Raw genomic sequence first — 12,702 nt, forward strand, 5'->3', positions numbered from 1 at the left:
TTTCCGGAACGATGACCCATGTTAAACGGTGAACGTGCCACGTCACATTCTGATTTGACCGTTGTTATTCCCTTCTACCAGAGGACCCCCGAACCTTTGGTTCGTGCCGTAAGTTCCATCAAGGCTCAGCAAGGGGTTAACTCCCCCCATGTTTTGATCGTGAATGATGAGTCGCCCTTGTCTGCTCAATCCATCCTGGATGACCATTTCCCCGATCATGAATCATTCATCCAGTTGATCGAACAGAAAAACAAGGGGGCTGCAGGAGCACGGAATACTGCTTTGGATCATTTGCCCGAATCGACCCGATATGTCGCCTTTCTTGATTCGGATGATGAATGGACCCCAAACCATCTGGACCATGCCCTACGCGTTCTTTCCCAAGGGTATGATTTCTATTTTTCCAACTATCAGCGATCGGACTGGCCTCAGGATCGGTTTTCCCAGATGAAACTGAACCTTCAATCCCATCGCTGTCTTGATGCTGAAAGACAGTTATATGGGTTTGTTGGTGATGTTCTGCTGCCGGTGATGGGGCAACAAATGATCAAAACATCCAGCGTAGTCTACCGCCGGACTGCTTTGCCTGAAGTTCGGTTCCCGGAGCATTTGACCTTGGGGGAGGATGATGTCTTCTGGTTGAAAGCGCTACGAAGGGTCAGCCATGCGGGTTTCTGTTTTCAGGTGGAAGTTGAAATGGGCGAAGGCGTTAACATTTCACAGGGAGGTGGTTGGGGGGAACTGCGCTCATTCAAGTTGATGATCGAGAATCTGCAGAAGTGGCGGTCTCTTCCTCAATTGTTTCCTGATGAGGTCGCCCTACCTGAATTGTGTCGAGAGAATATCCAGAGGATCCGACAGGATTTCGTGGTTGGTTTGTTGCATCGTTTGCGGCGCAGGGAAGGATTGCCCATGGAATACTGGGCACGCTATACCCGACTGGACCCTTTTTGGTTTTCCACCCTGCTGAGCCAAATTCTCAAAAAACTGGGGGGTAGTTATGACCGATAGGGTATTGCGCGTCGGGATTTATCGACCTGCCGAACTTCCCCAGAGTTTCAAGGTGTATGCGGATAATGTGGAACGTTATTTTCCGGAACTGGGGATCGAAGCCGTTCACTTTGACAGTAAGACAGCGATCCCTCAGACAGTGGATGTATTGTGGGATATCCGTTCTGGGGGTGGGAATCCTCCACTGGAATTTCTGCTCGACTCGAAGATCCCACTGGTGATAACCGTCCATGGTTTTGCCCCCATCAGTTTGTCAGGATGGGAGTATTTCCAGACGATCAAGGGGGCCTTTTTATCCAAAAGATATGCCAGGGATAAATTGAAACGGTGGGAGGAACTCAAGGAGGGTGTGGCAGCCATGATGGCGGTCTCACAATTCACCAAAGAGGAAGCCGTGAGGCTGACCGGGGTGCCGGAACATAAGATTGTCGTCTGTCCCCACGGCGTTAGCCCGGAATTCATACCGAAGGAACCCATAAAACCAAAGGAAAACTATTTCCTTCACATCTCGAACAATGAACCCCGCAAGAATGTGGCGCGTATTGTGGAAGCATTCCAACGACTGAAAAAAACACACGATATCCGACTCAAACTCAAACTGCCCCGTGCAGAAGGAAGCAAGTACCAAAACATCAAGGGAGTGGAGTTGATTCAGGGCATATTGAGTACGGGAGATCTGGTGGAACTCTATCAAAAAGCATCCGGATTCGTCTTTCCTTCCCTCTATGAAGGATTCGGTATGCCCATACTGGAGGCCATGGCCTGTGGTTGCCCGGTCATTACCTCCAACGTCAGCGCGTGTCCGGAAGTGGCGGGGGAAGCCGCAATAATCATTGATCCAAGAAATGTTCAAGCATTACAAAACGCCATGGAACAACTCATTGACCAAACTCATGGCATCAGCCAAAGTTTAATCACTGCTGGCCTCCAACGCTCAGTCCGGTTTGACTGGAAGAAGAGTGCCGAGGGACATGCAACGGCGATGATCCACGCGGTGAATATGGATTGAAACTATTTTTTTGGTTCAGCGATAACGACGATTTGAATATGTTTTGTATCGCTCATTAATTCAGGAAAGAATCGATAAAGTAATCTGCGCAATAGTTTTTTTGAATCCCACCATTTCTCATTGATAAACATGGTCTGTACGACATTTAATTCTAGATTTTCAAATAAACGAACGATGCTTTTTAGAGTAAAAAATCGCAGGTGTGTTTTGTCCCGGATACCGAATTCTTCATATCGCCAATCCTTCTCTAGGAACAGGTGTTCTAGATTATCTATATGACGCATATTGGGGACGCAACAATGAATGCGTCCACCCGTTTTTAGTTTCTTTTTGCACAATTCAAGAGCAGATGCGGGGTCTGGCATGTGTTCAAGAGAATCATTGAAGGTGATTACGTCGAAGTAATTGTCGGGTATGGGATTTCCTGAGTGGAAAAAATCCACAATGACATTGTCCAGTCTTTCTTTGGCTACTGTGGCTGCTTGTTCATCTGGTTCGACCCCCCACACCTCGATATCCATAAGATTCTTTAGGGATAACCCAAATCCTCCCTGATTGCACCCAATATCAAGAATCTTTTTGGTATTTTTTGGGATCAATAAAACAAGGGGTAGTCTATCAATATCTTCATATTTCGGTCTGTCGAATTCCATTGAAAAGTTGTCCTATGTTTATCAGAAAAGTTTTCCAATTAATATTTTATTACCTCTGGATATTTTGGCCAAAATTTTAAATCCAGTTCCAGATGATTACCTTCTGCCTATTCGTTCCATGGTTTTATGAATACGTTTTTTTATCTTTGAGCAATTCAATATCATCAAGTAATGTATTTCCATGAGGTTTTCTACATGAAATGACATGGTCTCGGAAAGTCATGAATAGTAGATGGGCTTGCTGTTCAAGATCAATCCTTTCTGGATGGTGCTGACAGTCGTTTAAAAACTTTTTTGGTAACTCCGAGAATATCCCCCCTAAGAATATTTACAAAGATGTAAGGATGTGTGAGCAATATCGAGGGAACCCATTTTGGCAAACTCCGTTCCTTGACCCATCCTCCTCCACGACGACATAGTGCATCCCAAATCCCGAGTAACGTGGCGGTTTCCCTTTGGCTATCTCCAACATCATGCCAGGATGCAGCAAGCAATAAAGAACCTGCCAAATATTGCCGTGTGTAGTTAACCTGCTGATGCCAAGGAAGATAGTTTATCCAAAATAGATATCTGTTTCTAGTGTTTAAATATACATAATGAGGTGGGCGACTGTTAGGGTCGTTGACGCCAGCATGGAATACAATTGACTGTTCAACTATGCGATTATAAAATCCTAATTTTATAATCCTTATGGATAAATCCATGTCTTCGAAATATGCAAATAGTTTGTCATCAAATCCGCCAATTTTCTTTAGAATAGTTGTTCGAGTAAGTAAGGCTGTCCCCCATAGACAAAAGTCTTTTGGATTTTCTGACTGAGCTTTAAGTCCCTCATCTAAAAACTTGTGTTGCTCAAAATAACGTAACTTCCTATTAATTGAACAACCACAGAACTGAATGCGATTAGAATTGGAGTTATCATTATCTAGAAGGATAGGTGATACAGCACCAATTGATGCGTCCGAATCTAAAGAATAAACTAGCAAACCAAGCGCATTAGCATCGATTATAGTGTCGTTATTTAGTATCCATATGTATTCGAAATGTTTTTCTATGGCATACCGTATCCCTTGGTTCTGTGCGGAAGCAAAACCACGGTTTTCTGAGTTCCTAATCAATGTGACTTGGGGGAATAGACATTTAATATTTTCTGGTGAATTATCTGTGGATGCATTGTCTATTACGACAACAGAAAAAGATTTGTAATTCGACTCAAAAAGCGAATAAAGACAGGCAACTGATTCATCTCCGCCGTTCCAGTTTAATATCGATACAAGAACTCTTTTTTTTTCCAATTTATAAAGGTTCATAATCTCAACCATTTATTGTTTTCTGGAATTGAGTGGAATTTCGTTAAATTAAACGCAATTACTATTGTTTCGTTTGACATTTTTAATTGATGTATGTTTCGTTTATGTTGTTTTGCCAATCATGCCATATATTTGTTTTTCAATTGGGTGTTTTGTAATGTATATGATTAACATCCATATTGCCGAGCAGGATAATATGTCCAAGGTTATTTCTGTCAAGGGTTTTCCTTCAAACATTCTTTTTCCGATTGTGATGATTGCCACTGAAGGAATACAGGATATGACCGTGACCCAGAAACTTTTGTGGAGTGACTGAATCATTCCTTTGATGTCTATCCCAATGACCTTCCGACACTGAATGAAGTCGGTGATAGATTCTATGATTCCGGATATTATGAATGCGATTCCCACTGCCAGTAGTCCTTTGGGGGCAGCATAGAAAATAAGGGCTCCTCTTATGGGGATTCGCATCAACAGTTGATAGAGGTTTTGTTCAATTCTTCCAACCGCAGGCATCAGGGATCCCATGAGCATGAACGGAGATTTTGCCAAAGTAAATATACAGAGCAATTGTAACGGGATGATGGATGCTGTCCATTGCTTGCCATATAGCCCAATGATGATGGGTTCTGCCATGATGGCCAAGTTGATAAAAAATGGCCACGCAACCACGGTGAGTAGGGCAAGTGACTCCTCAAAACTTTGTTTCATTGGATGGTTGTTTCTTGATTGCTCTGAAAAGTGGGGAGCAGCCACATCCCAAAGTGCTCTCATGACGAGCGTATCAAAGGTTGAAACCAAGCCCATGGCGCGTCCAAAAAAACCGACTGTCGCCATTCCGGATAGTCGTCCCAGTATCAAATCAGCCTCTGATTGTCCAATATCAATCAAAATGGTAATTAGACTGGACAGTGATCCAAACGAGAATACCTTCCCTATGTCTTTGATGCCTGGGGTGAAAGGGATGTCTTTAGAACGCCACAGTTGGACAAGGGCGAAGGTACAGAGAATGCTGGCAACGGATCCCCAGGCCATGGAGAGGTAACTGTAACCTAGATAAGCGAGGCTGACGGTGGCAACAGCTCCAGTAAGGTTGGTGAAAAATTTGATGAGGGCTATGTACTTGAACTCCATCTTCTTGTACATGTAGGCCATGGGTACGGTGCCAAAAGGAATTAGCACGAAGTTGAGAGCCAAGATCTGCATGACGGAGCGAACGCCAGGTTGGTGGTAAAACTCTGCCGCGTATTTGCTTCCCAGCAGGATGACAAGGGCGAGGGTCCAGGCCGTGAACAGGGTGAGCGTAAAAGCAGCGCGTATCTTGTCCGAGGTCAGGTCCCTTTCCTGAATGATGTAACTGGAAATGCCAAAATCGCGCATGGAACTGGCAAATCCTATCAATACGACGGCGATGGAATACAAACCGATTTCGGAGGGCTTGAGAAGTCGGGCCAGAATGATAGAGACGACGAACTGCAGGACAAAACTGGCATAACTTTGACCAAGGGAAAACAGGATGGACTTTCTGACCTTGCTCATCGGAGACTGCTCAGAAAGTTCGGGGGGTATGGGGCAGGGATGGATGCGGTGTGATCTTTATTGGGCATACACGATTTGTAACCAGTAGAGACATCCGAGAGTAAGGAAAAAGCATATGGAAGTGAGGTTTCCTAGCAGGCTGTTGAAAAACACCTATTTTCAAAACGATCACCACTATATGTTGTACAAAACACCGTTCAAGACACTATAAGTATGGAAATTTCCTTGCCTATCCGGTTGTTTCCCACGCTGGATGATGCTATGATTTTTACCCATGACAATGGACATCCATCAACGTGACGATCTGCCGTTCCCGCACTCGCTGCCGGAATTCCAGCGGCTTTTTCCAGATGTTGGGGCGTGTGCTGCTTACCTGGAGAAGTTGCGTTGGCCGGACGGTTTTGTTTGCCCGCATTGCGAGGCAGGCGGTGAGCCACTTCGGTTTGCGAACCGTCCAAACGTGTTTCGGTGCCGCGAGTGTCGCAGGGATACCAGCTTGAAAGCCGGAACCGTGATGGAGGGGTCGCATACGCCGCTTAACATCTGGTTCTGGGCTGCCTATCTGGTTACCAGCCAGACGCCCGGCATGTCTGCCGTGCAGTTCCAGCGGCAACTTGGACTGCCCAGGTATGAGACGGCATTCCAGATTCTCCACAAGCTCCGGGCAGGCATGGTGCGCCCCGACCAGGACAGGATCGGCGGCAAGGCCCATGAACACGTAGAGGTCGACGAGACCTATGTTGGCGGCAGGACGCGCGGCAAAGGCAGTGGCGTCCACGACATGAGCCTTGTCGCTTGTGCTGTTGAGGTGCATCAGCGCAAACCGGGCGGCAAACTCGACAAGCGGAAGAACGGCAGGTACGCGGGGCGAATACGGCTCGCTGTCGTGCCGGACCGCACCACCAAGTCGCTTTGCGGCTTCGTCGAAAGGTCGGTTATGCCGGGCACGCTTATTGTTACCGATGACTGGAAAAGCTATTACGATCTCCCCAACAGAGGGTACAAGCACATGCACGTCGCCGAGCGCGGCGACCCGCAGGTTGCCGATGAGTTCCTTCCGATGATCCACACCGCCTTCGCTAACTTGAAGTCCTGGATTAACGGCATTCACCACGGGGTAAGTGATCAGCATTTACAAGCGTACCTCAATGAATTCACGTTTCGGTTCAACCGGCGCTTCTACCCGTTCAACGCTTTCCGCTCCCTGATGGGCATCGCCAGAGAGGTTGCTGCTCCTACATACGCCGAACTTTATTCCGGTGTTTGGACTCATCCTGGTGCTAATGAACGTGGCGGGGAAACAACCGGATAGGCAAGGAAATTTCTTATAAAAACTATTTTTCAACAGCCTGTTAAAAGAGGTATGATTCCGTAATGGGAGATTTCGACACTTAATTTTCTGTGAATTCTCAATGTAGTATGCATTCTGGAACAGAGAACATGAAAAACCAGCCCTATTAAAAACTTTTTCACCGCATAAGTCTACAACATTGCAAGAGGATAAACCATGTTTCAATGGATTGCCAAGGATATTTTAGACGCCAATGTTGATCGTCTTCAGGACTCATTTCAGAAAGCACACCCATTCCGTCACATGGTGATAGATGAGCTTGTTGAAAAGGATTCGCTGATTCCTCTTCTGAAAGCATTTCCAGAGTCGAGTTGGTCAGGGTGGGAAAATGTTAGTCATGAACACCAGCACCTGAAGCAGGTTTGTAATGATATCAGCATAATACCAGACCCGTTAAGAACCTTAATATACGAACTGAACTCGGGACCGTTTCTTAACTGGCTTTCGAAAGTAACAGGTATTCCTCAGATTCTGCCTGATCCCCACTTGTTTGGAGGTGGATTGCATTCAACTGGGCCTGGTGGAACACTTACGCCACATACGGATTTTCATGTCGTCAAAGGGTTGCCTCTTTTTCGCCGACTAAATTTGCTTTTCTACCTGAACTCGGACTGGACTGAAGAAAACGGCGGAATGCTGGAATTATGGCACAAGAATCAAGATCGAATAGAAAAAACCGTTCTCCCAACACTAGGCACTTGTGTTCTGTTTCAGACCGACAATGATTCCATGCATGGATTCACAACGCCAGTATCTAGCAAGAATCGACAGTCGGTTGCAATTTATTATTATACAGCGAGTGATGCTGAGCAATTCAGTGGTGATGGGGTAACCTACTGGCGATCACAAAGTGCTGCCAATGACTCCTCTTCTTGGCTGAGACTACAGGCACAACGAACGTTGCTGTTTGGTGCCAGGGTTGCTTCAGGGCTTTCTTGGAGGTTCGGGATGATGGCTGAAAAAACAAGGAAGTAACCAGAATTCTCTGCATCTACTCCCCCCGGTGTCAGGGAAGATGTCGCTTCACTTTCCGAGTTTTTATAGAGCATCCCCCTGCAAATAATGTGGAGGAAATGACCTGACTTGCCCACCGCCGTTCGCGTTCGTCGCGTGCGACCCCCACGGCCCGCGGACAAGTCGTCAAACCGGTCACCATGATCAGGCAGCCTTTTGGTTTTTGCGATCAGGGTTTATTGTACTTCCCCTATCGGTGCCCAGTTTCGTGTCTGGCCAGTCCAGCGTCGAGGCGTCTTTTCCTTTGCCGTCTGGTATAACGCATGTCGTTTGGCCAGTATCCAAAAAAATGGCGTCTGAACCATTCCAATAACTGGTTTGCCATGAATTTAAATATCGGCAAATTCTTTGTGATACACTGAAATAGTGCATTGAAATCACTTGTATTTTATCGGCGTAAATATCGGCACAATAACGTGGCACGAAATGTACTCAAGCGCGCACCAAATGGAACCATTGATTATCAGTCGTTCCAGCAATAACTTTCTTGAACTGGTTGGGATGGCATCCGACCTGGTTGAGTCGTCATCGCGCTTGGAGGGTTTGGTGGCCAAAGAAACCGCCACTGAGTTAGGGCGCCTGGTTTCCGGTATGAACTGTTACTACAGCAACAAGATCGAGGGGACCAACACCAAGTCGCTGGACATCGAGCGCGCACTGCTCGGAAAAGTCGATCAACCAGACAACACCCGTCTGCGCGGACTTGCTTTTGCGCACATTCAAGCCGGGCAATGGGCAAGATCCCATATTGCGGAAATCTTCGATGGCGGAATTTTCCGATTCGCCAAAAATGTTCACAAAATCTTTTACCAGCACTTACCCGAATCGGATGCTGGAAATGTTGCTCCTGGCGAAATCAGGCTGATTGATGTGGCTGTTGGAAATCATGTTGCCCCATCCTTTGTTGGTCTGAATGATTTTTTGTCGCGATTTGATAGTGTCTACGGCCAGCAATTGACCCGTTCAACCAAGGGAGGCATATATCGTCTCGAGGCCATCATATCAACCATGGCAGCGCATCACCGCTTTGTCTGGATACACCCGTTTGAAGATGGGAACGGGAGGGTGGCGCGCATCCTGCTGGATTCCATGCTGAACGCTTGCGGGATCAATCGACACGGACTCTGGTCCCTGTCCAGAGGGCTGGCAAAAACCTCAAAGCAGTACAAATCGTTTCTGGAGATGGCAGACAGTCCGCGCCAGGGAGATCTTGACGGGCGGGGAAACCTGTCTGAAAAAATGTTGTGCAATCTCATCAAATATGAACTTGAGGTCGCGCGTGACCAGTCGGAGTTCATGGGGCACATGTTCTCATTGGAAAATCTTGAAGCCAGGGCGCGAGGGTATTTCCACAGGGTCAGAACCGACCTTCCGGTTGGGGCAGTGGATCTCTATGTCCACGCGCTAAAATCCGGGGTTTTCGAACGAATGAGGGCGGGACCGATTACGGGATTGTCGGAACGCTCCGCCAGAGACATTCTCGGATCTCTGGTCCGAGAGGGTTTTCTGGTATCAGACAGCCCAAAAGGGCTGGTTCGGGCAGGATTTCCCATGAAATCATTAGGCTCCTTGCTTCCCGATCTTTACCCTGCTGGCGAAGTGACCTTTGCAGAAGTTGGGTATTCAGCTTAGTGCTGTGATGTTAGAATTATGCAATGGAATCAAAAACTCCGCAAGTTCGATCCGTCGCGCCCCGCGCCGGGGTCGACTACCCACGCAACTACGCAGAATTTAAGGCGTGGTTCCCAGATGATGCCGCCTGCCTCGACTATCTCGATTGGATTCGCTGGCCACACGGCTTTGTTTGCCCGGATTGTGGAGGCTCCACGGCGTGGCGCATGAAATGCGGTCGGTGGTGGTGCAAGGGATGCTCTACCCGTATATCCGGCACGGCGGGGACAATCTTTCACCGCACCAGAACGCCGCTTACCGTCTGGTTTGCCGCTGCCTGGCATTTTACCTTCGCCAAGAATGGCGTTTCCGCCATGACACTGCATCGGATCCTTGGTTTCGGCTCCTACCCTACCGCTTGGGCGATGCTGCACCGTTTCCGGTGCGCGATCAGCCATGCGGGGCACGACATGCTGTCCGGACATGTCGAAGTGGATGAGACTGTCTTTGGTGGCGTCAGGCACGGCAAGCGCGGGCGCGGTGCCGGAGGCAAGGTGCTGGTCGCCATCGCCGTGGAGTTTCTTTCCCCCAAGGGTTTCGGGCGTTGCCGGTTGCAAATCATCCCCAACGCCGAAACCGAAGCGCTCAAGACGTTTATTCAGAAGCATATCAAACCGGGCTCGACCATCTACACCGACGGGCTGACATCCTACCCAGGCGCAACCAAAGACGAATACCTCCACCATGGAACGTCCGTCAAAGGCTCCGGCAAAGATGCCAACGAGGTCTTGCCGGGTGTACACCGCGTCGCCGCGCTGGTTAAGCGCTGGCTGATGGGCACGCACCAAGGATCCTTCGAGGAGGAACACCTGCAGGCCTATCTCGACGAATTCGCGTTTCGGTTCAACCGCCGCAAGTCCACGCATCGGGGCATGCTCTTCTACAGGTTGATCGAACAGTGCATTTCCATGCATCCTATGTCCTTCCGTGAGCTTGTAGCTAATCCCAAGCCAAAAGTTGTGGCGCATGAGTTCGCGGTGTCAGCCAAGCTTCGCCATAAAGCGCCAGCTTCGCTGGATATTTCTGTGCCTTCGCACCCATGGAGAAGCTAGGCACAGCACTAAGCTGAATACCCCACTTGTTTTAACGCGAACGGCACATGGAAAAAAGGCCAGAAGTTCGCACCAAGCAAACGCTATACAGCAATCCGCACTGAGTATGCGGAAGTGGAGCGCAAGCTGGCGGCTGAGCGCAAACGCGCCCACGGCGAGCTTGCAAACCAGATTCTCGGACTGGGAAATGTCATCCAGTCCGAAACCCTGTCTTACCTCGCCTTCCAGAAGAATTATGGCAAGAGCGTGAAAGTCAGAGCACCCGGAATGTTCGTCGAACAATTGCGTCGCAAGGCTGAAAGTGCTGGCGGCAAGTTGATTGATTTGCACACCTGGTCGCTGAAAATGTCGCAGTACGACCACACCACCGGAGTTTTCACAAAGAAGCCGCTCAGTCAGCGGTGGCATGTGCTGGGTGACGGGTCGGGAGTAGTGCAACGGGATGTTTATTCCGCATTCCTCGCACGCTGCGTTATGAGCAACACGCACCACCCATCCCATATCGAAACGATGTGGGCGGCTCAGAAACCTGTGCTGCTGCAAACGGGGTGGCTGCGTTCCGAACCTGCGAAGATCGAGCCTTCGGGCAAAATCACGGTGGCAACACCGTTAGAGCAGGTCGTTTGTGATAGAGGGTTTGCCGCTGGTCATGGCCTGGATGCTGTAGTCGCAAGACGAGAGCCAGGAGACCCCGGCGGGTTCGCCCTTAGAACCCCCTGTCTTTAGACATGGGGAGGTTTAGTGCTACATTCGCCGTTTCGGAAAGCACCTGGGTCGAGATAGCGGGGTGATGTATAAACAGAGAAGCGGCCAGTGCAGCCTTCGCAGAATTTGGCCCCAGTGCGTAAATAACAACGTTCGTATCGATGAACGCCTTAGCGGGCATTGGCTTCTTCGCGGTCAAACTTGTAGCCGCTCGTATCCACATTAAAACTGCGGAAAAACGCTTCGATTTCCTTGACCGTCATGGAGGAGTCTACGCCCAATCTGCTTTGCTTCACCTTGAGGAACTCGATAAAATCGAGCACCTCTGCCTGTTTTTCCAGGGGAAGCGAGTCGGCTTCCCTTGCAATGATATCAGCGTATTGCATGTGATTTCTCCATGAATTATACAATGCCATTATATGCTGTCGTTAGATTGCTGCAACCAAGGATTTACTTCGAGATCGACAGGCTGAGGAAAGCAGCAGCGGACCACTTCTCATCTCTTCTGGCATGTTCTAGCCCCAAGCAAGTCTTTGTTTGATATAGTCATTCTATAAACTGCAACACGAAATTCTGGCAGGGGTAATTATTTGTCGGCATTTTCCTGGTTCGATAGCGCGCGTTTGCACATGATTTGCTTTATGGCTATGATATGGCTACAGGTAATTAGAAGGAGGGTAAAAATGGACATCAGTACAATTGCTCATCAGTACAATTGCTCAAGCAAAAAATCATTTACCTAAACTCATCCATGCAGCAGAGGCCGGTGATGACATACGCATTTCACGTCATGGTAAACTGGTAGCGGTAATAATTTCTGCAGAACGTTATCAACAACACTTCAATTCAGGAACAGGCGTTTTTCAAGCCATTATGGAGTGGCGGGAAAAACAATCGGCTCTGGATCTTACCGATGCGGAGGTCGATAGTTGGCGAGACCGCGCAGTTGCACGGGAATTTTCATGGGAATGAAGTACTTGCTTGACACGAATATCCTGTCTGAACCCACCAAGCCACAGCCTGACCTGCATGTACTGGATAGGCTTGGGCAGTATAACGGGCAATACTGCACGGCTGTGACGGTCTGGCATGAATTGAATTACGGCGTGGCACGCATGGCAGACTCAAGACGTAAACAAGGCCTGCTTACATACCTCAAGTCGCTTGAGCAAAGCGGTTTAATTATCTTGCCTTACGAAAAAAATGCAGGGCTATGGCTCGCTCAGGAGCGAGAAAGGCTTGCAAAACAGGGCGTGACCATCCCGATTATGGATGGCGAAATTGCAGCTATCGCCGCAACCTGTAAACTTGTGCTGGTTACGCGCAATGTGAATGATTTTACAAATTATGATGAACTGCTGGTGCAGAACTGGTTTGTGGCTTAGAG

Annotated in this window: 13 protein-coding genes; 9 read left to right on the top strand and 4 right to left on the bottom strand. The window is 48.3% G+C overall.

The genetic code is table 11. The features are described from left to right. Window positions 1-18 precede the first annotated feature (18 nt). Both HO274_RS10670 and HO274_RS10675 read left to right on the top strand, forming a co-directional pair. Window positions 19-1,011 (top strand): glycosyltransferase family 2 protein, encoded by a 993-nt coding sequence (locus HO274_RS10670; RefSeq protein ID WP_273119509.1) that lies wholly within the window; start codon window positions 19-21, stop codon window positions 1,009-1,011. Further along, complete coding sequence (locus HO274_RS10675) at window positions 1,001-2,020, top strand: glycosyltransferase family 4 protein (RefSeq protein ID WP_273119513.1); 1,020 nt, start codon at window positions 1,001-1,003, stop codon at window positions 2,018-2,020. Before HO274_RS10670 ends, HO274_RS10675 begins: the two co-directional genes overlap by 11 nt. Window positions 2,021-2,022: 2 nt before the next feature. Here HO274_RS10675 and HO274_RS10680 read toward each other — a convergent pair whose 3' ends face one another. The 3 genes from HO274_RS10680 to HO274_RS10690 all read right to left on the bottom strand — a co-directional run bounded on the left by HO274_RS10680 (window position 2,023) and on the right by HO274_RS10690 (window position 5,522). Next, window positions 2,023-2,673: a class I SAM-dependent methyltransferase gene (locus tag HO274_RS10680; RefSeq protein ID WP_062188272.1), complete on the bottom strand. Its 651-nt coding sequence runs from the start codon at window positions 2,671-2,673 to the stop codon at window positions 2,023-2,025. A 251-nt stretch (window positions 2,674-2,924) separates the two neighbouring features. Next, on the bottom strand, window positions 2,925-3,995 hold the full coding sequence (locus tag HO274_RS10685; RefSeq protein ID WP_273119517.1) for a glycosyltransferase family 2 protein: 1,071 nt from the start codon (window positions 3,993-3,995) through the stop codon (window positions 2,925-2,927). 90 nt (window positions 3,996-4,085) lie between these two features. Further along, a complete protein-coding gene (locus tag HO274_RS10690; RefSeq protein ID WP_031597923.1) occupies window positions 4,086-5,522 on the bottom strand; it encodes a lipopolysaccharide biosynthesis protein in 1,437 nt (478 codons plus the stop codon). Between the two features lie 274 nt (window positions 5,523-5,796). Between HO274_RS10690 and HO274_RS10695 the strand changes: the two genes are divergently transcribed. The 5 genes from HO274_RS10695 to HO274_RS10715 all read left to right on the top strand — a co-directional run bounded on the left by HO274_RS10695 (window position 5,797) and on the right by HO274_RS10715 (window position 11,336). Next, window positions 5,797-6,834 (top strand): IS1595 family transposase, encoded by a 1,038-nt coding sequence (locus HO274_RS10695; RefSeq protein ID WP_273119521.1) that lies wholly within the window; start codon window positions 5,797-5,799, stop codon window positions 6,832-6,834. Between the two features lie 195 nt (window positions 6,835-7,029). After that, a complete protein-coding gene (locus HO274_RS10700; protein WP_273119523.1) occupies window positions 7,030-7,848 on the top strand; it encodes a 2OG-Fe(II) oxygenase in 819 nt (272 codons plus the stop codon). Window positions 7,849-8,334: 486 nt separating this feature from the next. Next, on the top strand, window positions 8,335-9,519 hold the full coding sequence (locus HO274_RS10705; protein ID WP_273119526.1) for a Fic family protein: 1,185 nt from the start codon (window positions 8,335-8,337) through the stop codon (window positions 9,517-9,519). A gap of 23 nt (window positions 9,520-9,542) precedes the next feature. After that, on the top strand, window positions 9,543-10,610 hold the full coding sequence (locus HO274_RS10710) for an IS1595 family transposase (RefSeq protein ID WP_273119528.1): 1,068 nt from the start codon (window positions 9,543-9,545) through the stop codon (window positions 10,608-10,610). A 114-nt stretch (window positions 10,611-10,724) separates the two neighbouring features. Then, the gene (locus HO274_RS10715; RefSeq protein WP_273119531.1) at window positions 10,725-11,336 is read left to right on the top strand and encodes a hypothetical protein; all 612 of its coding nucleotides are present in this window, start codon (window positions 10,725-10,727) and stop codon (window positions 11,334-11,336) included. Window positions 11,337-11,485: 149 nt separating this feature from the next. Here the strand turns inward: HO274_RS10715 and HO274_RS10720 are convergent, their stop codons facing one another. Continuing rightward, window positions 11,486-11,701, bottom strand: a complete 216-nt coding sequence (locus HO274_RS10720) for a hypothetical protein (protein WP_273119534.1) — start codon at window positions 11,699-11,701, stop codon at window positions 11,486-11,488. A 313-nt stretch (window positions 11,702-12,014) separates the two neighbouring features. Between HO274_RS10720 and HO274_RS10725 the strand changes: the two genes are divergently transcribed. Then, a complete protein-coding gene (locus HO274_RS10725) occupies window positions 12,015-12,287 on the top strand; it encodes a type II toxin-antitoxin system Phd/YefM family antitoxin (protein ID WP_273119537.1) in 273 nt (90 codons plus the stop codon). After that, window positions 12,278-12,700, top strand: coding sequence for a type II toxin-antitoxin system VapC family toxin (locus tag HO274_RS10730; RefSeq protein ID WP_273119540.1), 423 nt, complete (start codon window positions 12,278-12,280; stop codon window positions 12,698-12,700). Before HO274_RS10725 ends, HO274_RS10730 begins: the two co-directional genes overlap by 10 nt. Window positions 12,701-12,702 lie beyond the last annotated feature (2 nt).

This window comes from Ferrovum myxofaciens, from assembly GCF_013181415.1.
GTDB classification, from domain to species: Bacteria; Pseudomonadota; Gammaproteobacteria; order Burkholderiales; family Ferrovaceae; genus Ferrovum; species Ferrovum myxofaciens.

Coding starts and splice junctions, on each gene's coding strand:
- HO274_RS10710 (WP_273119528.1), top strand. CDS start 9,543: ATGGAATCAAAAACTCCGCAAGTTCGATCCGTCGCGCCCCGCGCCGGG.
- HO274_RS10695 (WP_273119521.1), top strand. CDS start 5,797: ATGACAATGGACATCCATCAACGTGACGATCTGCCGTTCCCGCACTCG.
- HO274_RS10730 (WP_273119540.1), top strand. CDS start 12,278: ATGGGAATGAAGTACTTGCTTGACACGAATATCCTGTCTGAACCCACC.
- HO274_RS10690 (WP_031597923.1), bottom strand. CDS start 5,522: ATGAGCAAGGTCAGAAAGTCCATCCTGTTTTCCCTTGGTCAAAGTTAT.
- HO274_RS10685 (WP_273119517.1), bottom strand. CDS start 3,995: ATGGTTGAGATTATGAACCTTTATAAATTGGAAAAAAAAAGAGTTCTT.
- HO274_RS10705 (WP_273119526.1), top strand. CDS start 8,335: ATGGAACCATTGATTATCAGTCGTTCCAGCAATAACTTTCTTGAACTG.
- HO274_RS10680 (WP_062188272.1), bottom strand. CDS start 2,673: ATGGAATTCGACAGACCGAAATATGAAGATATTGATAGACTACCCCTT.
- HO274_RS10720 (WP_273119534.1), bottom strand. CDS start 11,701: ATGCAATACGCTGATATCATTGCAAGGGAAGCCGACTCGCTTCCCCTG.
- HO274_RS10700 (WP_273119523.1), top strand. CDS start 7,030: ATGTTTCAATGGATTGCCAAGGATATTTTAGACGCCAATGTTGATCGT.
- HO274_RS10670 (WP_273119509.1), top strand. CDS start 19: ATGTTAAACGGTGAACGTGCCACGTCACATTCTGATTTGACCGTTGTT.
- HO274_RS10675 (WP_273119513.1), top strand. CDS start 1,001: ATGACCGATAGGGTATTGCGCGTCGGGATTTATCGACCTGCCGAACTT.